Source organism: Microbulbifer mixtoriginis (SeqCode), assembly GCF_052466865.1.
This window is the reverse complement of the sequence record NZ_CP174293.1, coordinates 2819222-2844516: the sequence shown is the minus strand read 5'-3', so window position 1 is coordinate 2844516 and position 25295 is coordinate 2819222. Positions and strand designations below refer to the sequence as shown.

18 protein-coding genes are annotated in these 25295 nt (G+C 48.4%); 8 read left to right on the top strand and 10 right to left on the bottom strand.

Annotation, left to right across the window (positions count from 1 at the left end; translation table 11 throughout):
- Positions 1-29 precede the first annotated feature (29 nt).
- Positions 30-1274: an MFS transporter gene (locus tag ACJJJA_RS12855; RefSeq protein ID WP_444904873.1), complete on the bottom strand. Its 1245-nt coding sequence runs from the start codon at positions 1272-1274 to the stop codon at positions 30-32.
- Between the two features lie 172 nt (positions 1275-1446).
- Entirely contained in the window at positions 1447-1698 is a 252-nt protein-coding gene (locus ACJJJA_RS12850; RefSeq protein WP_252081748.1) for a hypothetical protein, read from the bottom strand.
- 161 nt (positions 1699-1859) lie between these two features.
- Between ACJJJA_RS12850 and norR the strand changes: the two genes are divergently transcribed.
- From norR to ACJJJA_RS12835, 3 genes are all read left to right on the top strand, one after another.
- A complete protein-coding gene (gene norR / locus ACJJJA_RS12845) occupies positions 1860-3446 on the top strand; it encodes a nitric oxide reductase transcriptional regulator NorR (RefSeq protein WP_444904872.1) in 1587 nt (528 codons plus the stop codon).
- A 400-nt stretch (positions 3447-3846) separates the two neighbouring features.
- Complete coding sequence (locus ACJJJA_RS12840) at positions 3847-4431, top strand: hypothetical protein (protein ID WP_444904871.1); 585 nt, start codon at positions 3847-3849, stop codon at positions 4429-4431.
- Positions 4432-4640: 209 nt separating this feature from the next.
- A complete protein-coding gene (locus ACJJJA_RS12835) occupies positions 4641-5630 on the top strand; it encodes a hypothetical protein (RefSeq protein ID WP_444904870.1) in 990 nt (329 codons plus the stop codon).
- Between the two features lie 105 nt (positions 5631-5735).
- On the opposite strand, the gene ACJJJA_RS12830 is transcribed toward ACJJJA_RS12835, so the two are convergent.
- The 3 genes from ACJJJA_RS12830 to ACJJJA_RS12820 all read right to left on the bottom strand — a co-directional run bounded on the left by ACJJJA_RS12830 (position 5736) and on the right by ACJJJA_RS12820 (position 12634).
- Positions 5736-8837, bottom strand: coding sequence for an efflux RND transporter permease subunit (locus ACJJJA_RS12830; protein ID WP_444904869.1), 3102 nt, complete (start codon positions 8835-8837; stop codon positions 5736-5738).
- A complete protein-coding gene (locus tag ACJJJA_RS12825; protein WP_444886293.1) occupies positions 8834-9913 on the bottom strand; it encodes an efflux RND transporter periplasmic adaptor subunit in 1080 nt (359 codons plus the stop codon). Before ACJJJA_RS12825 ends, ACJJJA_RS12830 begins: the two co-directional genes overlap by 4 nt.
- A 543-nt stretch (positions 9914-10456) precedes the next feature.
- Complete coding sequence (locus tag ACJJJA_RS12820; RefSeq protein WP_444904868.1) at positions 10457-12634, bottom strand: heavy metal translocating P-type ATPase; 2178 nt, start codon at positions 12632-12634, stop codon at positions 10457-10459.
- 78 nt (positions 12635-12712) lie between these two features.
- Here ACJJJA_RS12820 and ACJJJA_RS12815 point away from each other — a divergent pair, with 78 nt between their 5' ends.
- From ACJJJA_RS12815 to ACJJJA_RS12805, 3 genes are all read left to right on the top strand, one after another.
- Entirely contained in the window at positions 12713-13138 is a 426-nt protein-coding gene (locus tag ACJJJA_RS12815) for a Cd(II)/Pb(II)-responsive transcriptional regulator (protein ID WP_444904867.1), read from the top strand.
- A 28-nt stretch (positions 13139-13166) separates the two neighbouring features.
- Complete coding sequence (locus tag ACJJJA_RS12810; RefSeq protein WP_444904866.1) at positions 13167-14057, top strand: metallophosphoesterase; 891 nt, start codon at positions 13167-13169, stop codon at positions 14055-14057.
- A 100-nt stretch (positions 14058-14157) separates the two neighbouring features.
- Entirely contained in the window at positions 14158-14583 is a 426-nt protein-coding gene (locus tag ACJJJA_RS12805) for an acyl-CoA thioesterase (protein ID WP_444904865.1), read from the top strand.
- On the opposite strand, the gene ACJJJA_RS12800 is transcribed toward ACJJJA_RS12805, so the two are convergent.
- The 5 genes from ACJJJA_RS12800 to ACJJJA_RS12780 all read right to left on the bottom strand — a co-directional run bounded on the left by ACJJJA_RS12800 (position 14573) and on the right by ACJJJA_RS12780 (position 21223).
- The gene (locus ACJJJA_RS12800) at positions 14573-15598 is read right to left on the bottom strand and encodes an HlyD family secretion protein (RefSeq protein WP_444904864.1); all 1026 of its coding nucleotides are present in this window, start codon (positions 15596-15598) and stop codon (positions 14573-14575) included. The two genes, ACJJJA_RS12805 and ACJJJA_RS12800, sit on opposite strands and share 11 nt — an antisense overlap.
- 5 nt (positions 15599-15603) lie before the next feature.
- Positions 15604-16869 carry a glycosyltransferase family 2 protein gene (locus ACJJJA_RS12795; protein ID WP_444904863.1) on the bottom strand — a complete coding sequence of 422 codons (1266 nt, stop codon included), beginning with the start codon at positions 16867-16869 and terminating at the stop codon, positions 15604-15606.
- Positions 16869-18347: a TackOD1 domain-containing metal-binding protein gene (locus ACJJJA_RS12790; protein ID WP_444904862.1), complete on the bottom strand. Its 1479-nt coding sequence runs from the start codon at positions 18345-18347 to the stop codon at positions 16869-16871. Before ACJJJA_RS12790 ends, ACJJJA_RS12795 begins: the two co-directional genes overlap by 1 nt.
- 53 nt (positions 18348-18400) lie before the next feature.
- A complete protein-coding gene (locus tag ACJJJA_RS12785; RefSeq protein WP_252081737.1) occupies positions 18401-19666 on the bottom strand; it encodes a glycosyltransferase family 2 protein in 1266 nt (421 codons plus the stop codon).
- A gap of 381 nt (positions 19667-20047) precedes the next feature.
- On the bottom strand, positions 20048-21223 hold the full coding sequence (locus ACJJJA_RS12780) for a thiolase family protein (protein ID WP_444904861.1): 1176 nt from the start codon (positions 21221-21223) through the stop codon (positions 20048-20050).
- Positions 21224-21534: 311 nt separating this feature from the next.
- Here ACJJJA_RS12780 and ACJJJA_RS12775 point away from each other — a divergent pair, with 311 nt between their 5' ends.
- Both ACJJJA_RS12775 and ACJJJA_RS12770 read left to right on the top strand, forming a co-directional pair.
- Complete coding sequence (locus ACJJJA_RS12775) at positions 21535-23244, top strand: alkaline phosphatase D family protein (RefSeq protein WP_444904860.1); 1710 nt, start codon at positions 21535-21537, stop codon at positions 23242-23244.
- Between the two features lie 158 nt (positions 23245-23402).
- Positions 23403-24896, top strand: a complete 1494-nt coding sequence (locus ACJJJA_RS12770) for an aldehyde dehydrogenase family protein (protein WP_444904859.1) — start codon at positions 23403-23405, stop codon at positions 24894-24896.
- Positions 24897-25295 lie beyond the last annotated feature (399 nt).

Below are 25295 nucleotides of genomic sequence, written 5' to 3'. Positions count from 1 at the left end.
AGTGATACCGCGATAGTATTCAGGAGGCTTCACCGATCAACAATTTTTTTCATTGCACTGCTACGCCAACTGAACCAGCTCAGTATCAAAACGAAAACGGCCGCAATGGCAGTGATAAAAAATGGTAGTCGGATATTAATTTCCATAGCGCCGCCTCCCAATAGTGAGATAAGGGTGGCCACAATGGTGAAGCCCGCTGTAGCGATACCCATTACCCATCCCTGTTCGCTCTCATCCACACTATTGGCAAACAAGTTCAGTAGTGCCGGATAGGCTAGTCCAAAGCACAAGTAGGCGAGAAACACACTCAAGTAACAAAGCCAAACCTGGTTACTGAAAGCAAAAACCAGCGCACAGGCCCCCATAGTTAATGCCGATACCTTGATAACCAGTGGCTTACCCCATTTAGACAGCACGGGTTTAACCAAAAAGATACTGGAAGTACCCACGGCGATTCCCATGAATAGCATGGCCATACTGGTTCCCAGTAAGCCGAGGCCAAAGCGGCTGCTGAGATAGTTGGTGATAAAGATATAAAAACTGAGGTGAACCAGCATAAAACTTAGGTAAGCTGGGCATAGCCTGATGACTAAGGGCCTCTCTTTGAGGTGTGCAAATTGCCTGAATAAGTCAGATAAGCGCAATTGAATAGGCGAAGTCGGGGGGCGGCTATCGTGATAAAAGAGCAGAATTAGGCCGAGGGTGATAGCAACCAAAAGTAGCGCAAAATAAAAAGGCAGTTGAATGCTTGCAATATTACCGAGCAGGGCCTTGTCGGCTAAGACTCCAGCGATAATTGGTCCCGCAACTGCTCCCGCGCTCATTCCCGCCACCAGTAACCCCAAGTTTTTTGAAGCATCCAGTTCATCGCGGCTTGCATCAATCATTGCCGCTTGGGCAATGGGCTGGTTACCGGCAGTAAATCCACTGACCACGCGCCCAAGAATCAGCAACCACAGGCTGCTGGCAAATAAGGCAGCGAGTGTAATGGCATAGCCTGCCAGGGCGCCAACCAAGCAAAGTACCATCGCGCTTTTTCGGCCGATACTGTCAGATAACTTAGCGATATACACCGCCCCAATAAACCAAGCTAAAAAAAAGCTACTGATAACAATGCCATAGTAGAGGTGGCGGGTGGATTGTGCGGTGTCTGTAGGCAGGAATTGAAACTTGGTGGACATGACCAGTTCATTAATGATGGGGAATAGAAGTCCTTGACCCATCAAGTCGATAAATACCACAGCCAGCAGGGCCAGACGGCTCATTGCAGACATCGAGTTTCCTTATGGGGTTTGTATTGATCGCTGTGCAGGGTTGATGGCCCTGAAGAGAAGATAGCACTGAGGTAGTTGTTAGATGGGGCTGCTGAGGTGATGGTGTGGAAAGTTTGAAAGCTACAAAGGTCGCCCCCAAAGGGGATGGAGGCGAGAAGCTCGGCGTGATCAGTTAGCGCACTTCCTGGCACAGGTTGTATTGCGCAACGCAGCGGCTGACATAACCAATCTTGATAAACGTTGCGCTGATAATCATAAAAATATGGCCCGCTACTTGGGCTGGGATAGAAAAATAATGGGAGAGTGGGTAGCAGATGACAACGGTGAGTAATAGCAGGGGGGTAGAGAGCAACAGGGTGAGATTTCCGGCCTTGAGCAAGAGTTCAAAACGCCTGCGAATTTTTAAAGTGTATGTGTCCAGCATTGTCTTCGCCTCTATTACTAAATAACCTCAATGGTTATTAGGCAAATGTTATGCCAGCTTAATAATTCCTTATAAATCAATATCTTAGGGTTATTGTGATATTTGTTTGTGTCAATTTGACCTATATGGTGACCATGTCATAATGACACAAAAGAAGCTTATTGACTTGGTGGGATATGGTGGATATCAATTCTACTCTACTGCTTGAAGTTGCTCTGGATCTCGCAAATAGTCTGAATAATAGTGACCGATTTGAACGACTGCTCTCTACCATCCGCAAGGCAATTAAGTGTGATGCGGTGGCCTTGCTGGGGCTGAATGGAGAGGTGCTTACCCCCCTGGCTGTGCAGGGCTTGGCCAGGCGTACTATGGGGCGGCGTTTCCTAATTAACGAGCATCCCCGCCTAGCGCAAATCTGCAGTTCTGATGCTCCCGTTCGCTTCCCCTCTGATTGCAATCTGCCGGACCCTTTTGATGGCTTACTACTGGATAGGGAAGGGGACCTACCGGTGCACTCCTGTCTCGGTTTGCCGCTCTATTCTGACAATCATCTAGTGGGGCTGCTTACTTTGGATAGTATGACCTCAGACGCCTATAGCCTGATTAGCGATCGAACGCTTGAGTTAATCGCTGCACTCTCAGCCGCTACTCTCAAAACGGCTTTGGAGCTAAAAGCGCTGTCTCTTTCTGCTGAACATGCCGAACAACTGGTGAAAGAGTTGACCCAGGAAGCCTTTCTGCGCGATGGCGGTGAGTTAATCGGCGAAAGCCAAGTAATGAGGGCCTTGCGAAGCGACATTGAATTAGTTGCAGGGTCTGACTACAGCGTGCTTATTCTAGGGGAAACTGGAGTAGGTAAGGAGCTGGTTGCCCGCACGGTACATCGGCTGTCATCTCGCCGGGAAAAACCTCTTGTCTATCTCAACTGCGCTTCCTTAACAGAAACACTGGCAGAAGCGGAGTTATTCGGGCATGCGAAGGGGGCTTTTACTGGCGCTGATCGGGATCGCCCGGGAAAGTTTCTATTGGCAAACGGCGGGACACTTTTTCTGGATGAAGTGGGTGAACTGCCTTTATCAGTTCAGGGCAAACTGCTGCGGGTACTGCAAAGTGGTGAAATCCAACCTGTTGGTAAGGATGCGGTACAGCATGTAGATGTGCGTATTGTGGCCGCTACCAATCGGGATTTGCTCAAAGAAATCGACTTAGGTGGTTTTAGGGCCGATTTGTATCACCGTCTCTCTGTTTATCCTCTGGAAGTACCCGCACTATCACAGAGAGAAAATGATGTTCTCCTGCTGGCAGATTATTTTTTGGAACGCTCCACGAGGAAACTAGGCTTCCGTCAGTTGCGGCTATCAGCAGATGCTTCCAGTAAATTAAAGCGCTATGGCTGGCCTGGAAATGTGAGAGAGCTGGAGCATATCATCAGCCGCGCAGCGCTCAAGGCAAGAAAAAACGCATCACTCTCTGAAATTGTATCGCTGACAGCGGCACATATAGAGATTCCAGATGACATAGCGGCGCAACCAGAGTTTGAGAAGCCCGTTCAGCCACCGCTAGGGGTATTAAATCTCAGGGCAGCCACTGAAGAATATCAGCGGGATCTTATAAAACATATATTGACTCAGAGCGATGGGAATTGGAGTAGGGCAGCGAAATCGCTCTCAATGGATAGGGGTAACTTGGTCCGCCTTGCAAAACGTCTGGGTATCTATATAAAAAAAGAGGTTGTGGGCGTAAATTGATGGCGCTTTGCGCAATATAGGTTGCTAGGGGATATGGATGAATAGGGATATTAAGTTCTTAATAGCGATTGGGTTTGAAATAGTTAATTTCACTATCACGGCCCTGAATATAAAGACAAAAGCCATTTCCGTAATTTACACAAACGATGATTTTATTGCTGTATATTGAGCGGTCCCAATCTGGCGAAGCTATCTCTGTTTGCGTATACCGATGCATTGGGAAAATAAGATGTAGGATGTATAAAAATCTTCGCCGGCCATACTAATGAGTTGCTGATTCATGTTGGTCTTCACAGTCTTGTACATGCTTCAGAAGGCTCTAGAAAACTGTCTTTTAACCTGTATTGTCTACAATTCCATACGGAGTTAATATTGAGCGTCTCTACTGTTAGGCAAAGTCATGGCAAGGCAAAAAGCAATACAGCTGAATCAGGGGCTACATGAAATTGCTTCGGCTCAAGCGATCTCACTGGCGAATCAAGCTAATCGATCGCATAAATCAATGGGCTCTGAGTTACAGGTGCATGATGCTCTTACATTTCTTGTAACTGCGGGTTTATCTATAGAGTTATTCTTCAAAGCTCTTATGCTCGCAGCAAGAAATGGTCTAGTCACAAAGGGACATGCGCTTGAGAGCTTATATAATGAATTCCCTGATTTTTTGCGTAATTCTCTATCGGAAAAATACTTAAGCCAGAGTAAAGATATTGCACTACCTATTGAGATTATTGCAATAATTCAGAGCCCAACTACTCCAAAAGTACCTGATCGTATGGGTTTGGCTAAAAATTATTCAACCTTTGGTCAAGCCATTGAGAGCATAAGTAATATATTCACGCGTTCTCGATATTTTTTTGAAGAAATCAATATCAAAGAATATAGTTATGTAGATTATCCAGTAGGCCAAATTAAGGCTGTAATCTTTGCACTTGAGGCAACATATAAAGACTACTTAGCGGGACGGTTTAACACAGAGCCTGCCTAACAAAACAGCCGGCGTCTTAACTTGTGCACGATCGCTGTGTTCCCGTTTTCGTGCAAAAAGTACACAAAGTAAACTGCGGCTGATTGTGGCGATTTAGGACTAAATAGCTTTAGCTATTTCAGTCTACCAATGGGTGATTGATACAGCGATACTTGTATTTGCCCCACATTATCTGTTTTCTATTTAAATAAATACAAAAAAGGATGCTTATGAATATGGAGATAAGGAGAGTTCTGCCTTTCATTTTCCTAGTTATTATCTCCGTCTCATGGGGTGTCTATTATAGTACGAACACACAGTTTAATGATTTTGGCAAGGCAAATCATGAATGGCTGTTCTTAGTTGATGGCCTGCTGGTACTCCCAATTTTGTGTCTAGTATGTATCAATGAGAGAAGACAGGCACTGATGAAGGCCGCTGTATATGCCTGTCTCGCTATTCTCATTGGCAGTTTTATAATCCCAGATGAAAGTAAGATTATATGGCCATACCTGGAGTCTGCCAGATATCTACTGCTTGTGGGCTTTCTTATGCTGGAGGCCTTCGCAGTTATCTCCATGGTTTTGGCAATACGGCTAGCCTTAAATAGGCAGGAAGACCCTGATGCTGCCATTGAGATGTCTGTTCAGAAGTATGTTGGTAGTGGAGTTCTATCCAGAATTTTAATGTTTGAGACCCGGATGTGGATGTTTTTGTTTTTCGCCAAGTCCATCAGCATTGAGCAATATGAGGGTGGTCAACATTTCAGTTATCACTCAAAAGACGGTGCACAAAGTACAGCTCTTGGTTTCATCTATTTGATACTGCTGGAGTTGCCTATCGTTCATATCATTGTTTACTTTGCGTGGTCTACCACGGCGGCCAATATTATCAGTTTGCTCAGCATTCTGGGGTTGCTGTTCTTAGTTGCCGATTATCGCTCTATATCTAGAAGGCCAATATCGATTACACCGGACAGCCTGATTGTGCGCTTTGGGATTCTGAATAGTAAAATAATCGCAATTAGTGATATCCAGTTTGTTGATGAAAGTGTTGGATATATTAAAAGGAAAAGAGATGTTAAACGCTATAACTTTTCCGGCAATCCTAACGTTGTTGTTGGGGTGAGGCTGAAAGATACAACTATTGAGAAAGTTTATATTGGGGTGGATAGTCCTAAGACCTTTATAGAGGCCCTTAGGGATAGGTTGGCAGGATAATAAACAAATCTCTATAGCAGATTAGAAACAGGCGAGATATACCTGTGCTGACATTTTGGCTGTCATTGCCAGCACAGGTTAGATTAATTGGTCGCCACCCTTATGTTACGCGCTAGCAGGTTCGGGCACTTCCAAGTCGGCCTTTTGAGCAAAACTCTGCAGCTCAGAGCGGAACATCTTTTGTGAGAGTAGTGCGGACATAAAGGCTAAAACAAACAGAGCGCTAAATATCATCCCGCCAGTAATCACCGTCGCCAGGCCTCGATAAATTGCAGCACTGCTCCCTGGGTTTAACACCAAAGGCAGGTTGCCAAAGATACAGGTGATTGTTGTTAGCATAATGGGACGAGCGCGCAAGCTGGCTGCTGCATAAATAGCTTCTAGCTGACTGGCCCCGGTCTGTAATGACTTTTGAAATTGATTGACTAATAGTATTGCGTTGTTGACTACAAGCCCCATCAGAATTACGAATCCAATCATTGTAATTACATCAAGGCTTTGGGGGGTGAAAAGGTTTAATAGCTGTAAACTTAGCATTCCGCCGGCAAATGAGAGGGGTATAGCGCAAAGCACGGCGGCGGCCAGCTTTGCAGATCTTAGGGCAAAATACATCAACAGGGCGAGTACTGCGAGAGCAGCCAAGAATATTTTAAGAAATTCAACTAGAAACAGGTTTAGTTCGTTTGCGCTGCCCCTGAACTGAGTGTGCAAATCGCTATAGGAGCTTTCAGCTAAAAAGGACTGTACCGATTGGTCTACATTTTCAACAAATGACTTCATTGCTACCCCTTCTGGTGGGGTTAAGTTTAACGATGCACTGACTTCTTGCCCAACTCGCAAAATACTGGCTGGGGCTTGGGTTATTTTCGCGCTTGCTAATTCACGGACAGGAATCAGGCCGTGCCCATCAATCCATATTTCAGTGTTTAGAAGTGCTTCCAGGTTCTGTGGGTCTTTTGCTTTGAAGTAGAATGGTAGCGTGTTAGTGCCAGTATAAAAATGGCCTATGTATATCCCATCGGTCAAAGCCATAAGTTGGCGGTTTAGCTCTGAAACTGTAATACCTAAATAAGTTAATTGATCCAGGCGAGGTTGGAACTCTATGCGTACAGCCCGGTTTTGCAGTGCGCTCCCCTCCTGGATTTGTGCGTCTGGAAACTCTGCGCGCAGATGGTTCATTAACTCAGTGCCAGCCATTTGTAGCCTGGAAAGTTCAGCCCCTTTAATATCCAGTTGGCTTATTCGATTGTTTGGCATTGCAAATCGTAAAAGACCCCCATGCCTGAAATGGATACGGGTGCCTACAAGTCCATAGAGTACTTTCTCATTCATCCATTCCCGCAGTGATTCAAAATCCCAATCGCCTTGGGTATACATATAGAGGTTGCAATTGCTTGGGTTGCAGATAATGCCGTAAGTGGAAACATGATCTTCTATTTCTTTAAAGTTGCTGGTGATTCGATTCACCACGCGTTCCCCGTAATCCGTTCTAATAGCATCTGTGGCTAGTGCGCTCTCAAAGTTGATGAAAACAGAAACCATATTCTGTTTTGGGTCTGGCAATACATCTATGGATGGTGTGGAAACATAGGTAGCTATGAGTGCGATGGGTAGCCCAAGAATTATGGCTGTAATAGACCGTCTGGGGGTAGCTGTAGCTTTGATGGAAAGGGCAACCCATCTTTTTAGGGCTAATAGAATTCTTGTGTTTGAAGATTCTTTCTTTATTTTTTTTGAATGGCCCAATATGTACCTTGCGAATGAAGGTAGTATTAATAAAGCAAAGAGCAGTGAGGCGAGTAAAGCGCTTGAGATTGTAAAAGCGAGATCTCTAAATAACTGCCCTGTTGCAGATTGCATGGCAATAATAGGCAGGAACACAATGACGCTTGATATCGTTGATGATGCCAATGACCCTGTAACTTCTCGTGTTCCCTGTACAATACTTTCCTGGGTGCCAATGCCTTGCTGGCGAAGCCTTTGAATATTTTCCACCACAATAATTGCCGCATCTACCATCAATCCGATAGAAAGAGCGATGCCTGCCAATGAAATAACATTCATGCTTCTACCCCCAATATACATACCCACAACGACGAGGGAGATGCATACGGGAATGCTGAGGAATATTAACGTTAACGTTCTCAGGTTGCGCAGAAACCAGTACAAAACCAAGCAGGCTAGCAATGATCCAAGAAGGAGGCTCCCGTACACCAGATTCAGGGAGTCTCGGATCCCTTTGGAGTCATCACGGCTTATGGCCAATTCCATGTCTAACCGAGCTAACTCTCCACTATTCAGCTCCGCCATGGTTGATTTCAGCTGTGCAATAGTGTCAAGAGCATTGACGTTTTCGGTGGGGAGCAAGTAGAAATAAAAGGATCGATTACCCTCAAGGGCAAAATATGCCCAGTCAGATGCAGGCCGTGCGTTTACAGAGGCAATGTCAGAGAGCCGTATAATCTGGTTTCCACGTGTGGCGATAGGTAATTGTGAGAGCTCATCTAGGGGGATTTGGCCCTTAAAGTGTAGTGCATAGTCTTTAGAGCCAATTTTCAGGTTGCCGCCCGATCGGTCCACCAGATCATTAAGATGTGCAGTCACCCCAGCGATGCTTAATGAGTTTTGAGTCATCTTTTCTGGATCGAACTCAATATCGACACGCTGTGCGATAGGCGTAGCGGCAACTTCTATAGAGGATACTCCCGGGATTTTACTGATGGCTGGCTTTACGTGGTTTAAAAATGCATCAATTAATTCCAGCTCACTGGCTGACTTCTTCGAATAGAGGAAGAAGGTTGCCAGCGTAGCTCCCGCACCATTGGCAAAATTGAAAACTTGGGGTGTGCGGACTTGTGTGGGCCAGTTGGGTACCTGATTAATTCTGGAGAGTACCTCAATATACATTTGCTCCATATCGGCTTCAGAGTGAAAGTCAATCGTGACCCAGGCAAAGCCACTGTTGATATTTGTCTGCACCTCTTTCAGGTAGCTTAGGCTCGATAACTCCTGCTCAAGTGGTGCAACTAATATCTGCTCTATCTCTTCCGCTGTCTTTCCCGGCCAAGGAATAGCCAGTGCAATTTGTGGGCGATTGATAGTGGGGAGTAGTGCATTAGGCAAGTTTAGGCCCGCAACAATACCGGCAACAATTAGGGCAAAAGTGCAACTTATAATAAATGAACTGTATTTCTCCAGGGATTTCATGTGTTTTCCCTCTTTGTCGGAGAGACAGTTTCATTGGGTTGTAGGCCTTCATAACCCAGAACGACTACAAGATCTCCAGGTTTAATGGTTGAACGTACAACAAAGTGCCCCTTTAAGGTATCTATTATTTGAACCTCGGTACTAACCGCCCTTTGATCACTGTCTAGAGTCCAGACTTTATATTGGTCGCCCTCTAGTATTACGGCATCACTGGGAACTTTTGTTACCCTCTCCTGCGTTTTTTTAGTTGAGAGGGGTGTTTGCATCATTATTTCGAATCTCTGTCCTACTAATAGGGACGGGAATTGCTCTGATTCTGTTTCAAAGTAGAGGTTGAGATTTTGCGTTTCCGGATTGACCGTATGACTAATATTTCTTAAGGGGATATTTTGGTCCCTAAAAGTAAAGGAGCTGCTGTTGAGTAAATTCTCATTGTTTAATTTTTCTTCGGGAAGGCTGCACTCAATTTGATTTTCTTTTAGAGGCAGTAACTGCATGATTCTTTGCCCCGAATTTAGTCTCTCACCGGGGTTGGCTTCTATACTTACAACTTGACTATCAGTTCTTGCATAGTGTTGCAGTCGCTCTAAACGGTATTCGGCTGTTGTTAGCTGGTGCTCAAGTCTTTGTTTTGTGAGCCGGTAGGTATCAGCATTGAGTTTAAGGCTGTTTAAGTGGGACGGAGACACCATATCTGCTGAGCGAAGCTTCTCCAGTCTGCTCAGCTCTTCTTCCGCATAAATCAGCTGGCTCTGTGTGATTGCAATATCTGTGCGAATAATCTCAATCTCCTGAGAGAGATAAAATCCATCCTGTGCGGCTACTAACTCGCCAGCTTTAATTATTGAACCTACGGGTTTTATTTGGGTGAGCTCGGCTTCAGTGTGGCTGGAGACTTGGTGTAGGGGAGGAGATAATACCGAACAAAATAATCTGGTATTAATGGCTTGCTGCCACGGGTGTGCAGCCTCAACGAGTACTGCACGGCTATCATCTGCCAAAATACTAGAGCTAGAAAATAGAGTGGTAGAAATGATGCTGCTGGCAAGAAATGCTCTAAATTGACTGTTTCGCATTCGGAGGCTCTAGTCGATTTTATTCTTAGATTAATGTTTGTGCTGAGACTATCTGGCGCTAAAGAGACTAAATGTCTTTAGTGTTGTAGTTGACAAAAGGGTATGGGGATGCTGATTTTCCTGCAATTGGCCTACGACAAGGTGAGGCCTAAAGGGGATAAGTGGTGTTTGGAATTAGGTTCTATTTGGTCGGTTTTTTGAGAGGGCTTTTTGCTAGCATAATTCTTTGCTTAGACACTTCCTAAGTGCCATTGGGCATGTCTTGCTAAAGCGGAATCGAAATATTTTATTGTAGGCCCGCAGCGTGTTATCGGTGTTGCTGAGTTCTGCTTTCTTTATGTTTAAAGTTTTTTGTCATGCCAATTTTGCACTATCCAAAGAAACTCTCGAAGGTGCCTGCTTTTGCTGGTTAATAAGGCAATCAACAATTGCGTACCCAAGAACCTGTTGAGCGAGAGCTTCTGCGGGATAGACTGTTTGCGTATTAAATAATTGGTACTGTCTTTTCTATTTTCCAGATTTTTCTACCGTCTTGTTTTAAGGTCACTTCCGCATCAGTCTTAACCCATTGAAAACCACCAGCAGGCTGGTTCCCATATCGGCGAATACTGCCATCCACATAGTGGCTTCACCGGCAAAGGCGAGTGCCAGAAAGACCGCTTTGATACCCAGGGCAAGGATAATGTTTTGCCAGAGAATATGAGCTGTCGTACGGGAGAGGCGGATAAAGCTGGCGATTTTACCCAGGTTGTCATCCATCAGGGCAACGTCTGCCGTTTCTATGGCGGTATCGGTGCCGGTGGCGCCCATGGCGAAGCCAATATCGGCTCGCGCCAGGGCTGGTGCATCATTGATGCCGTCGCCCACCATGCCGACCCGGCCGTGGCCGGCAAGGGAATCCACTTCACGGAGTTTATCTTCTGGCAGCAGGTTGCCCATGGCCCGATCTATGCCCACTTCTTTGGCAATGGCATCGGCGGTGTGCTGATTGTCACCGGTCAGCATCAGGGTTTTCACCCCCAATTGGTGGAGCTCATCTATGGCTTTGCGGCTGGATTCTTTTACCGTATCGGCTACGGCAAACAGAGCCAGAACACGGTTTGCATCCACCAACATAACGACAGTTTTCCCCTGATACTCCAGTTTTGAGAGGCGATCCTCTAGCTCCTCACTGCAAACGCGCAACTCTTCCACCAGGCGGTGATTGCCCAGGTAATAGCCTGTGCCTTCAATCTCTCCGCGAATCCCGCGCCCGGCCAGGGCTTCAAAGGCTTCTACTTCTAGTAAGGGTGCTCCACTGGCGTTGAGAAAATCTGCCACTGCCTTCGAAACCGGGTGATCGGAGCGGTGGGCGAGGCTGGCGGCGAGGCGCTTAACTCGCGCCTCATCTGTGCCCGTTATCAAGGCAAAATCTGTTACCTGCGGTGCACCGTGGGTGATGGTGCCGGTTTTATCCAGGGCCAGCCAGCGCAGCCGGCGCCCCTCTTCGAGGTATGCCCCCCCTTTAATCAGCGTGCCGTGTCTTGTTGCTGCTGCGAGGCCGCTGACGATGGTGACCGGGGTGGCAATGACCAGGGCGCAGGGGCAGGCGATAACCAGTAGTACCAGGGCGCGGTAGATCCACTCCATCCAGGCACCGGAGAAAAATAGCGGAGGAATTAACGCTGTGGCTAGGGCAACCACAAATACCAGGGGGGTATACCAGTGCGCGAACTGATCGACGAAACGTTGGGTGGGCGCGCGGCTGCCTTGCGCCTCCTCAACCGCGTGGATGATTCGGGCAAGTACGGCATCACTGGCTACGGCAGTCACCCTATATTCCAGTGCGCCGGACTCATTGATGCTACCGGCAAAGAGGCTGTCTCCAGCTTCTTTATCTACCGGAAGGCTCTCCCCGGTGATTGGGGCTTGGTTCACCGCAGAGTTGCCTTTTATTACTTCGCCATCCAGGGCGATGCGCTCACCGGGCCTCACCCTGACCTTGGCGCCGAGGGAAACGGTTTTTGCATTCACCTCGCGCCACTGGCCATCACTCTGAAGTACTGTGGCGGTTTCCGGGGCCAAGTCCATTAACTCGCGAATAGCGTTTCTGGCCCGGTCCAGAGACTTGGCCTCAATCAGTTCGGCGAGGGTGAACAGTACCATCACCATGGCGGCCTCAGGCCAGTGCCCAATCAAAAGTGCGCCTGTGACCGCGATGGACATCAGCGCATTCATATTCAGGTTGCGGTTCTTTAGTGCGATCCAACCTTTTTTGTAAGTAGAGAGCCCCCCGCCGGCAATGGCGGCTAAGGCCAGCAACATGACCAGCCAGCTGTTTCCCCCCTGTAACCAGAACACCACCTCAGAAGCGAGCGCCGCCAAGCCGGCCGCCCCCAGCAGCCACCAATTGGCCTTGGTTGCGGGTGGTGCATTTTCTGTATCCGATGGGGAGGCGACCCTGGCATCCAGATCCAGAGGGGCGAGTATATCCAGGATCTGTTGCTGCATACCCGGAGCGTGCCCAACCCGCAAAATGCGTTGCACCAGGTTAAAGTCCAGGCTGTAAATGCCTTCGAGTGGAGTGAGCTTGGCGCGGATCAAACCTTCTTCGGTGGGGCAATCCATTTTGGTGATTGAGAAGAGGGAGCTCTCGCTATCCTTTCCGGCGCCACTATCGAGCGGTTGTTGTAGAGGTTCAGTGCTACTGCCACAGCCGCAAGTGGAATCCTGTTTTCCCATGGTTAACTCTCGAATAGCTCAATGAGTGAGCCAGCATTACAATCCCTCTAGTAACTATAGAGTCAAGGGGACATCAGCATGCGTTACCGAATAGGGGAGGCGGCCAAGCAGGCAGGCTGCAAGGTGGAAACGGTGCGTTACTACGAACAGGTGGGCTTGCTGCCGCAACCATTGAGGTCCGAAGGCAATTATCGCCTGTATTCAGGAGCGCACTTGGCGCAATTGCGTTTTATACGGCACTGTCGCTCCCTCGATATGCCCATTGAGGATATACGCAAACTGTTAACCTTGCGGGAGCAACCGAGAGAGCATTGTGCTGAAATCAATGCGTTGGTAGATGAGCATATTGATAGGGTGGACAGCCAAATGGCATTGCTCGAGCAATTGCGGAAGAGTTTGCTGGCATTGCGCAGCCAGTGTGGCGGCCCCGGTTCTACTGATTCCTGTGAGATTGTACGAGAACTCTCCAGTTGTGACTGTCACCCGGCTCAGAGCACTGTGTAAAAGCTAGCTGTAAGTTGAGAGCGCCTCATTGAAAAAGTTGTTGAGTAAGCTATCGGGAGAATTATTGAGCTGGCCACGGGGAAAGTACCGGGTTGTCTTTCTAGTGGCTCTGGTTGTTGCTCTTACCCTTGCCGTTTGGGCCTTTTTCGCTGAGCCAAGAAGCTTCAGGATCAATGAGCAAGCGCTTCGCCTGGAGTCTTGGCCAGCTTCCTGTAGCGGTTTAAGCGTGGCGGTATTGGCGGATTTACATGTGGGTTCCCCCTATAAAGGGATTGAAAGCCTACGTTCATTGGTTAACCAAGTAAATGCCAGCAGTCCTGACTTAGTGCTACTCCCCGGTGACTTTGTTATTCAGGGGGTGGTTGGTGGTTCTTTTGTGACACCGGAAAGTGCCGCTGAAGTGCTTGCCGGCCTCAAAGCCCCCTTGGGCGTTTTTGCTGTAATGGGCAATCACGACTGGTGGCTGGACCCGAAAAGAGTAGAGCGGGCTTTTACTGAGAAAGGCATCCCGCTGCTGGAAGATGCATCCACTAAGATCCGTAGCGGCCACTGTGCCTTTCAGTTGGTTGGCATCAGTGATTTCTGGGAGGGGCCACACAATATAGATCAGGCAATGTCTGCCATTGAAGAGTCAGAGACAGTCTTAGCCTTCACTCATAACCCAGATATATTTCCCCAGATTCCACAACGGATTGCCTTGACGATTGCCGGCCACACCCATGGCGGCCAGGTATTTTTACCCTTGATTGGCCGCCCGATTGTGCCCTCCCGCTACGGGGAGCGCTATGCCATTGGGCATATCGAAGAGGAGGGCAAACACCTGTTTGTGAGCCCAGGGGTAGGCACCAGTATCCTGCCGGTAAGATTTCTGGTGCCGCCAGAAGTCACTTTGCTGACGCTTTTTAGCCGTGGTGAATAAATAAGCAGTTTATGGTTGGTTGGATTGGTTATCTGCTTTGGCAGGATGTAAATAGAGCGCTGGATTAGAATGGTTGCCTGGCTTAATGGGAGAACCTCTTATGATAACTATCAAGCGCAAGGTCTTGTTTGGGGACTGTGATCCCGAGGGTATTGTTTATACCCCGAGGTTTTCCAATTTTGCCCTGGAGGCCACCCATGAAGCCATGTCTATTTTATTTGATGGCCCGGCTATAGCCACTATGAAGAAGCGGGGGTTCCTGACACCGGTGCGGGCCTTTAATCTGGAGTTTTTAAGTCCGGTTACTTGGGACCAGGAGTTACAGCTCAAAGTCAGCGTACACAAGGTTGGCAATCAGTCGTTTACCTTTCTTGTGCAGGCTTATCTTAATCCAGACCTATTGGCTTTTACGGCAACAATTACCTATGTCACCCTTTCGGTTGAAACCAAACAGAAGATAACCTTGCCGGAATGGTTGAGGGCGGCACTGACAGAATTTAATGCCCGGCAAACCTTTAATCCATAAAGTTCTCTACAAAGAGATCCTTCCAGTTTAATTCCAGAGTAACTTGTACCTTTTCAGATAAGGGAAATTGCTCTGGATCGGAGAGTACAATTTTGGCGAGCTGGTTGCGCTCCTGGGGTTTGAACGTATTCTGGAATTCTTCCGGCAGTTGGTCGGAAATGGGCAGTAACTCAGAGATCACGCCTTTATCTTTGTAGCGACCACTCTTGACCGTGACAACCATGCCCGGCCGAATAGCAAGAATATATCGGCGCGGCATATAGGCGAGTACATAGGGTTCCCCCCAATAGACTTGCATTAGGGGTTCCCCTTCTCGGTAGACATCGCCTACAGAGGGTACAGTAGCGCCAACCAAGCCATTTACCGGGCTGCGTACTTGGCCATCATCGTAGTGATCTTTCAGCCTCTGGTAGGCCGTTCCGGCTACCTTGATTGCTGCATCGACAGCTTTTCTCTTCTTGTCTAGCGTGGTGCTTTCCACCTGAATCTTGACCAGTTCCTGGCCCGCATTAAAGTTATCCCTAAGTACTTCCTGATAGGTAATCTTGCTGACAAAACCCTTGTCGGCCAGCTTATTGATTCGCGCCAGAATCTCTTCTATCTCTTGCTTGCGGTGTTCTGCAGGAACCAGCAGTTGTTTGGCAGTCTCGGAAAGCAGGGTAAATTCGGCGGAAATTTGAATCAGGTTGGCCTGGCGGCTGGAGAGATCTGCCAAGCGCTCCAGTAGTTCCATAGATTCTATTTTGAGGAGTAGCTGCCCCTCCTTAACAGATTCCCCCTCATCAACCTCCACCGCGGTCACTCTGGTGATATAACCCATCTCGACTGCGGCATAATCCCTAAGGACCAGCCCATCTCCTTTGAGGATAAACAAATCCCCAAATAGATAGCGCAGAATAGCCAGGGCAAATAATATCAATACCCCGATATAGATGCGCCGCCCAATGGCACTATGATGGGGGCGGACCTCACTGGCCATGGTATCTGGGCGGATATGTTTTCGTATAGTTCTCATACTACTTACTCCCGAACACGATGCACTTTGGAGGGTGCGTAAGTGTCGGTATAGGAGGTTTTAAATATCCACTCTTGAGTGTAAGAATAGAGCCGGACAAGACGCATCAGGTTAACGTACAAAATACTGTATCCCAGCAGGTAAGGCCAAATGGGGGTTGCCTTAAATTTTGGTGTGGAGAGAGCGCTTAGGGTGAAGGTAATAATATCCATTATTATAAGGATAATTTGGGCTGCTATTAAAATAAACCACCCATTAGATCCGTAAGTGTAAAATAGCCAGGCTAAATAAATCGGTAATACTAAGATGGCGATTACATTAAAGAGGAGGAACTCAAATTGGTGGAATAGTTCTTTAGGCTTAATACGATATTCAAGAGGGTTGATAAAGTGGCGGTATTTTCTGTAACGCAAACGGACAGCATCCCGCTCCCAGCGAAATCGCTGCCGAATCAGCGCTCCCAGATTGGTGGGAACATCGGTATAACAAATAGAATCGGCGGCAAATCCAATTTTCCAGTCGTAATGGCGTAAGCGCAATGTAACATCCAGGTCTTCACCCCCTCCGGAGTCAAAGCCACCAGCCTGAATTAGTGCCTCTCTTCGAAAAGCAGTAAAAGCCCCCGAGGCACATGATACTTGTCCCAGCATGAACAGTGCATGTTTTCCAAGGCTGATACTAATACTATATTCAATGGCTTGGAATATTGTGAGAAGATTGGCGTCCCAATTGCGTACTAGAATACTGTTAGAAGCTGCCCCTATTTTAGGGTCATCAAATTGATATAAGATATTCCTTATCGCGTGATAATCGAAGGAGCAGTCGCAGTCCACATTTAGGACAATATCCCCCGTCGTAAAGCGAAGGGCTAAGTTTGCAGCAGCCGACTTTCCACCGCGCAGCTCTGTCGAATGTGCGCCATGGATTAGCCCTTTTCTTAATAATTTCCGTATTTTATCTCTGGTGCGATCGGTAGAGCCATCACTTACCACAATAATCTCATCGGGAGGGCGGCTCTGCTCCCATAAGCTGAGTACACACTTTTCTATAGCGTCCTCTTCGTTGTGTCCGGCAATAATTACAGAGAGTTTTCCTAAACTTTTTATATCTACCTCAAACTCCGGTTTTTTTTGGAAGAATGTTAAAGCGGTAAAAAATGAAAAAAGGTAGCGGGGAATCTCAAAAATAACCAACACCCAGAGCATCAAAAAAAGTGTTGTATAGCTTTGAGAGATAAGGTAATAGTAGCCGTCCTGAATTTCTTCCCACATTAGCTCAGATCCTCGGGGCCATAGACCTGGAGGATGGGTTCTACATCCAATCGCAAAGAACTCGCGGCTCTTTGCCCGGCTTCTTCACTAAATTTGTACAGATCTTTCTGACTGATATGGCTTACCAGGATAAAATCTTCCATCCTGCCTTTGGCCGCAGTAACCGGATATTCCCCTTTCATCACCTTTTTTAGCGAGTGGCTTAAACTCTGGAAAAACTGATTGCGGCTGTGAAAAAATTGGCGGTTACCGTGTTCTTGCTCTACCAAATATTCATTTTCATATTTGATGCAGAGCAGGGCAAATTCGCTCTCATTGTTTCTCCAATCTTTCAGCTCTTTGTTTAAAACTACGATAAGTTCGAATGGAAGCCCGGCAAAGATAGGACTTTGCTGGGTGAGTTCCAGGAATGCATGGCCGGCATGCAGGTAATGAACGGCTTTTTCGGTGAGGCTATATTTAAAAATATCCCCGGTTTTTACCGAATCGCCATCTATATGGGTATCGCAATTAAGGCATAAAAAGCCAACTTCTGTTTCTGAACTGGACTTGCCGCAGGAATTACATATCAAAATGGTGCCCGGTTTGTCGTAATCGCTGCCGAAATGGCTCATTTCCATTCGGCACTTGGGGCAGATCAAATATTCGCCTTGGCGAAAGTCGTCTTCAGGCCCCAGGTAGGCACACTTAAAGTGGTGCAGATAGAAGGATTCTCTCAAGTTGGGAGATCGACATTCCGGGCACTCTTCGCGCACATTAAATTGAGAGGCACTGCAACCGTTACAAATATGCCGGCGGTCAAAAAAGCTGCCGGCCAGTAATTCGGCCGTCATCATTTTTTCGCATTCATGTAATACCGTTTCTGAATCTAACAGGGTGTTAAAGCAAACGGTGGTGCGCGAGTCTGGCTGGTAGCTAGGGGTCAGGCTTATCCCGGAGACAAAAATGCGGGCCAGAATTTTGTCGTCATCGTTCTGGGGGTTATAGAAATCCGGGTGCAACTGAGAGCGGCGAAAGTTAAAGGAGTCGATCAACTTGCCGTACTCTGTAGGGTCTGCCTTGAGCGTGTTAGAGGCATCCAGGTCTGCCCTGACTCCCAGTGTGCCGGTTAGGTCAATCACCGGTAGCAGGTGCAAGCCTATCTGGCTGTTCCAGAGTTTTTCAATGCACTGAGGAGTCATGGGCTCCTCAACCACCAGGGCATCACACTTCTCAATGCCTGGATGCACCGTATTAAAATCACTGGGCCAGCGATAATAGTTGTATGCATCAGTGAGAAAGGAGATGGCAAACCCTCCTACAGAAGGGGCAAACTGACGCCGGTTGTACTTGGTTGATACGGTTGGCGGGTAAAATTCCGCCTTAAGTAAAACGATAGACCACGAGGGCTGAAGCGCCAGCCCGCAGGAAATAAGGAGATAAGGCTTGGTGTTATGAGCTGGGTATCGCGATTGACTATAAAGTCGAGTTCCAGCCAAAAAAGTGGGGTCGCCAAGGGATAACTATCGGCTTCTGAGGTGTTCCCAGCAGTTTACTCCCTTACCTTGTGTACTTTTGAAGGGGCGAAGGAATCCGCATAAGAGGTTCTGAAGATCCACTCCTGTACATAGGCATAGAGCCGTACTACACGCATCAAGTTGACGTAGAGGATGCTGTAGCCAATAAGAAAGGGCCAGAGTGGAAAAGTACTGAATTTGTAGGTGGCATAGGAGGCGAGCGCAAAGGTGAGGCAGTCCAGCATTATCAATACTATCTGTGCACCGATTAAAATAAACCAGGCATTACTGCCATAACTCGCAAACAGCCAGACCAAGTATATGGGCAAAGCGATAGCAGCGATCACATTAAAGATCAAGAACTCAAATTGATGAAAGAACTCTTCGAATTTGATGCGGCGCTTAAAAGGATTGATAAAGTGGGCGTACTTGCGGTAACGCAAACGCACAGCATCCCGCTCCCAACGCAAGCGCTGGCGAATTAGAGTCAGGATATTCGTGGGTACATCCGTATAGCAGATCGCCTCTGGGGCGAAGGCGATATCCCAGCCGTAGTTGCGCAGGCGAAAAGTAATATCCAGATCTTCCCCCCCACCGGAATCAAAGCCACCAATCTGGTCAATAGCGGTTTTTCGGAACCCGCTGTAGGCGCCAGATGCGCAGCACATTTGCCTGATCATGGCCAATGCATGCCTGCCGAGGGAGATACTGACAATGTATTCGATAGTTTGAAATGCGGTGAGTAGGTTATCGTGAGGGTTACGCACAAAAACATTACCGGAAACCACCCCCACTTTGGGGTCTTCAAAGGGCAGTAACACTTCCTTCATGGTGTGGTGCTCAAAGGAGCAATCACAGTCTACGGTGATAACGATATCGCCAGTGCAAAAGCGAATCCCCAGGTTTAGAGCGGAGGCCTTACCACCTCTAAGTTCTGTCGCATGGGCTCCCTGAATGAGTCCTCGGGTCAGTAAGCTGGACATCACTTTTCTGGTTCCATCGGTGGAGCCATCGCTCACCACGATGATTTCATAGGGCTTAACACTTTGCGCCCAAAGACTGTGCACACACTTTTCGATCGACTCCTCTTCGTTATGACCGGCAATAATCACCGAAATTTTGCCGATTTTTTCCAAATCTACTTCTTTCTCGATCCTTGAGCTAAAAAAGAAAACCGCGGTGAAGAAGGAGAAGATATAGCGAGGGAGTTCCAGGAAGATCACGATCCAGAACATGATAAACAGAGCGCCCCGGCTCTGTGCGAACAGAAAAGTAAAGCCGTCATGGATTGTCTCCATCATCAGTGCAATACACCTTTGATGGAGTCTTTAGGCTGCTTGTTCGGTGAGCAGCTACAGAGAGCGTCTTTACAGAGAGTTTCTTGGCTGTGGCCCTCTTTGAGCCGGGACATGGCTATTCCTCCAGCTTCGAGGCAAACCTGGTGGCAATTGCAAGCTTCTTTACGGGCACTTTAAAGCCATAGATACGATATATTGAGAGGATCGAGACGCCAAATTGTCCAGCAGACCAGGCGCTCAGGCGCTCAGGCGCTATAGGTGGGATCAATTTCTAGGTGGCGATGGTTGAACCAGCTTGTGTGTTCCAGTTCGCTTGTTTTTACTTGTTACAAGTACAAAGTGGCCAGGGGTAGGGCGGCCAGAGGGGAAGACTTTGTAACTGGCTTAGCGCTCGAGGAATACTGCTGTGGCCATCCCGCCAGCAGTACAGACCCCGATAACCGCTTTGTGTGCGTCTCTGCGCTTGAGCTCCATCAGTGAAGAACCCAGGTAGCGAATGCCGGACATCCCATAGGGATGGCCAAGGGCAATGGCGCCACCATTAACATTAGTAATATCCCAAGGCGTGTCCAGTTCCGCTTGGTTATAGAGGGTGGTAACGGCAAAGGCTTCGTGTAATTCCCAAAGGTCTATCTCTCCCATAGAAAGCCCCTGATGCTTCATTAAGCGCTTGATGGCTGGCGCCATGGCGATACTCATTTCATCGGGGGCCACCGCTGCAAGCTGCATACCGCGAAATAGCCCCAGAATGGGCAGGTTTCTTTTGGCGGCCAGCTCGGCATCCATCATGACGACGGCCGCAGCGCCATCAGAGAGCTGCGAAGCGTTGCCCGCGGTTACCGTGCCGCCATCATTCACTGGCTCTAAAGCCGATAACCCTTCCAGGGTGGTACCGGGGCGTGGGCCTTCATCTTCTTTCAGCAACACTGTCTTTTCTGAGATCTGCCCAGTCTCTTTATCTTTTATCGACATGACTGTCTCAAAAGGAACGATTTCTTCGGCAAATTTGCCTGCTCTGTGCGCTTCCGCCACGCGTTTTTGCGACTCCACCACATAGGCATCTTGTGCCTGCCGGCTGATGGAAAAGGTGTCAGCGACGAAATCCGCTGTTTGGATCATAGTCCACCAAACCGCGGGGATTTGTTGTTGCAGGGGCTCATAGACAAAGTGATTCAGGTTCAGGCTGAACTGCACGAGACTAATACTTTCTACGCCACCGGCAACGCCGACCTGCATTTCCCCGCTGGCGATTCGATTCGCTACGATCGATGCGGCATTGAGACCCGAGCCGCAGTAGCGGTTAATCGTCATACCGGGTACTTTGACGCCACAACCTGCAAATAGGGCGGCGTTGCGAGCGATATTGTGGCCGGTTGCCCCCTCAGGTAATCCACAGCCCAGTACAACGTCTTCCACTTCCTCGGGATCCAAAGTAGCTCTGTGCAGCGCTTCCTTGATGACATGCGCGGCCATGGGGATACCGTGGGTTTGGTTTAAGGCACCGCGCCTTGCTTTGGCGATTGCGGTTCTACAGTAGGCAACAACGGCAACGTCTCGCATGGGGTATGCCCTGAGTTTTGAGGCTTTTGTAAACAGTAGAACAGCTGATATTGCTTTGTACTGGAAGCATTATCTGGAGGGTTAGGGGGGTTAAAGATAGTTTATTGACCTGCCACTTTCCTGGTATCTACTGCCCCACCAAGCTGTCAGATGTGACTAATGTAGCGTATATCGACTTTTTTCGGTTAAACCTTCATCAAAATTTAATACTTCGTAGAATAAACCGACTTCTTTGTTGGTACGCATTTCTATAAAATGCGCGCCAATTCACATTATTCGAATTCTAAATAACAAACAGGAAGTTGGGGTTTATGACTGTTTCTCGCCGTACATTTGTGCAAGCCATGGGGCTTGCGCTGCTCACACCATTTACCGTTCGCTCATTAGCGGCTAGCAATAGCGAAACCTATGCGCGCTTTAATCTGAGTGGCAGCCCCTCGGGCTACGATATCGATCAGGATGGGTTGATCTTTGATTTGTCTGTGGCCTCGGGTGATCCCAGCCAAACTGGTGTGGTGCTCTGGACCCATATCAACCCCGCTGCCTTTGTACCCGGCCAAATCCTGTATGTGGATGTGGCTTTGGACGATTCATTTACCCAGCCGGTGTTGAGTGCTGAGATCAATGCTGAGGATATTAGTGCGGATCGCGACTACACCGTAAACATCGACCTGGAAGGCTATCTGTCTCCCAATCAGCGTTACTACTACCGCTTTAAATACGGCGCACTGTGCAGCCGCACGGGGCGCTGCCATACCCTGCCAACTGGTGGGCTGGAAAGTATCAAAATGGCGGTGGTGACCTGCCAGGATTACACCACGGGTTATTACAACGCCTACAGCCATTTGGCGGATGAAGATGTGCATTGCGTATTGCACTTGGGAGACTTCATCTATGAGTATGCGCAGTACGAAGGTTTTGAGGATGCGATTGTTCACCCAATGAGCCTGCCTTCCGGCGGTAATGTGGCCATGGATCTCGAAGACTATCGCCATATTTACCGGGAATACCGCAAGGATAAAAACCTGCAGCGGGCGATGGAAATGCATTCCTTTATTATCACCTGGGATGACCACGAAACTGCGGATAACGCCTACTGGGATTACGATCGCGATACTCTGGGTGTGCCATCCCATCCCTACCAAACTGGCGCTAACAATCCCGATCAATTGCGCCAGCTGCGCCGCGATGCGCAACAGGCCTGGATTGAGTATGTGCCGGCTCGTGTAAAAGTGGATGAGGCGGCCAGCCACGCCTTCGACTACCTGCAAATTTACCGCTCTTTCCAGTTCGGCGATTTGGTCGACTTATATATGACCGATAGCCGAACCTATCGCACCAAAGAGCCCTGTAAAGACGGTAGTGCCTGGGAAAACTACTGGTGCACCGATTACGAAGAGAAATCCCAAACCATGCTGGGTAAAACCCAACGCGACTGGTTGATTGATGGCATCGTCAATTCAAATGCCCGCTGGAAAGTTTGGGGTAACCAGACCCTGCTTGCCCAGTTAGCAGGCACCGCACTGGGGCGCCCTCTGGTATTCGCTAACTACGATGCCTGGGATGGCTATCAATGGGAGCGTGAGAAAATTCTCTCCAGTGTGAAAGACAACAGTGTCGATAATTTTGTTGTGCTGACCGGGGATCTGCACACCAGTATTGCCTCTTACCTGAAAGTAAATTTCAACAAGATCAGCAACTGGGACTATGACAACTTGGTAGGCATTGAGCTGATGACCCCTTCGATCTCGTCACCGAACCTGAATGATACAGTTGAGAGAGGGGTCGACGTGGGTAGCGTATTCACTTCATTGCTTAATGGAGGCGTGCAGGTTAACAATCCGCATATCAAGGATTTTGTCAGCAATATCTATGGTTATGCGGTGATTGAGTTCAACCACAGCGAGCTGAATTGGACTGTCTATGACATCGATAAAAAGTCAGACAACCCATCCACCAATAAAAAGACCTATAAAACATTTAACTACGAACCCGAAGGTATGTGGCTGACGGAGAAATAGCCAAACCAATAACCATCTTTAATAGCGCCACCCAGTGACTGTGGTGGCGCTTTCCCGCGCCTGTAGTATCAACGCCTACCTTTCTAGATTTGGGTCAGCCCCTAAGGCCTATAGAAGCTATCCGTGTTGCTATCTGTCTCTGGGTAACCTATACCCTCGTGACAGATCGAGCGGGTTCCGATGTCGATGCTCACCGTGAATACCACCAGGAGCCATTGATGTTACAGAAAGCGTACCCCTACTACCTGGCCAATGAAGCCATCTATGCCAATACCGAGCTGGATGTAACCGATAAGTACTCCGGCCAGGTGGCAACACAGGTTGCCATGGCAGATGCCAAGGTGATCGATAGCGCGATAGATTGGGCCTTGCTGGCAGAAAAACCTATGGCTGCGTTTCCGCCCTACAAACGCCAGCAAGTTTTGGATCACTGTGTACAGCGCTTTCAGACTCGCTTTGAAGAGTTGGCTGTGGCCCTGTGTATTGAGGCGGGTAAACCGATCCACGATGCCCGTGGGGAAGTCTCCCGTCTGATAGATACTTTCCGTGTGGCCGCAGAAGAGGCGGTGCGTATCGATGGGGAGATTATCAATCTGGAAATCTCCAAGCGCAGCGCGGGCTATCGGGGATTTGTTAAACGGGTTCCCGTAGGGGCCTGCTCTTTTATTTCACCGTTTAATTTCCCATTGAATCTTGCGGCCCATAAAGTGGCTCCAGCCATTGCTGCCGGCTGTCCCTTTGTGCTCAAACCCGCGAGTAGAACCCCGATCGGTGCCCTGATTATCGCAGAGGTACTGGCGGAAACCGATCTGCCCAAGGGGGCCTTCTCGGTGCTGCCCTGTCACCGCGAAGGCGCGGACCTGTTTACTGTGGATGATCGCTTTAAGCTACTCAGTTTTACCGGCTCTCCTGCGGTAGGCTGGGACTTGAAGGCCAGGGCAGGGCGCAAGAAGGTCATTCTGGAATTGGGTGGCAATGCCGCCTGTGTGATTGATCGGGATACCGATCTGGAAGATGCGGTAGAACGCCTGATCTTTGGAGCTTTTTATCAGTCGGGCCAGAGCTGTATCGGTGTGCAGAGGATCTATGGGCATTCCAGTCTATATGAGGACCTGAAAGCGCGTTTGCTGGAGCGCACCAAGAAGCTTAAGAAGGGTGATCCTAAAAATGAACATACGTTTATTGGTCCGATGATTTCAGAGGGGGAAGCGACAAGGTTACATAACTGGATTAATGAAGGGGTTGAACAGGGAGGCACGCTTCTCTGCGGTGGTAACCGCGATGGCGCCATGCTCGAACCCACGTTATTAGAGAATGTCCCCAGTGATTGCAATGTAGTGCAGCAGGAAGCTTTTGGGCCTGTAGCAATACTGGAACCTTTTGATGATTTCGATGAGGTGCTGAAAAAGGTCAATGACAGCGCATTTGGTTTGCAGGCCGGGATTTTCACCCGTGATTTGTACAGAGCCCAAAAAGCCTGGGACACCCTGGAGGTGGGTGGTGTGGTAATAGGGGATGTGCCCAGTTGGCGGGTAGACAATATGCCCTACGGTGGTGTGAAGGATTCCGGCCTGGGCCGAGAGGGGGTGCGCTGGGCGATCAAGGATATGACCGAAGAGCGGTTGATGGTGGTGCGCTCACTGCCTGCCTAGCTCGAGATTTGTAAGGGCTCAATAAACATGCCGGCTCGATCAGTGACTCTTTAAGCGTATATGGCGGGATTGCCCCTTCCATCTAGAAGCGTACTTAAAAGCGGCTGGTGAATGACTTTAGGTCAAAATACAGCATGCGACATGCGAAGAGGGCTTAGACAGAAGAGCTGCCGAAGTTAGTACCTTTGAAATGATATCCATCTGTGAACGCCCTCCTGAAGCAAAGAATCGCGCAACTCCCGGTCACTTGGTTGGAAGTCATGTTGAGTGTATTTTTCTGTATCTAAATTTAAATTTTTATTCTGCAACGATTTTGGAAGATGTGTTAATTGAGGTCGTGTCAGGCTAAATAGCAACGAGTTCTTTTTTATCTCAACAACGATAAATCCAATGAGAAAT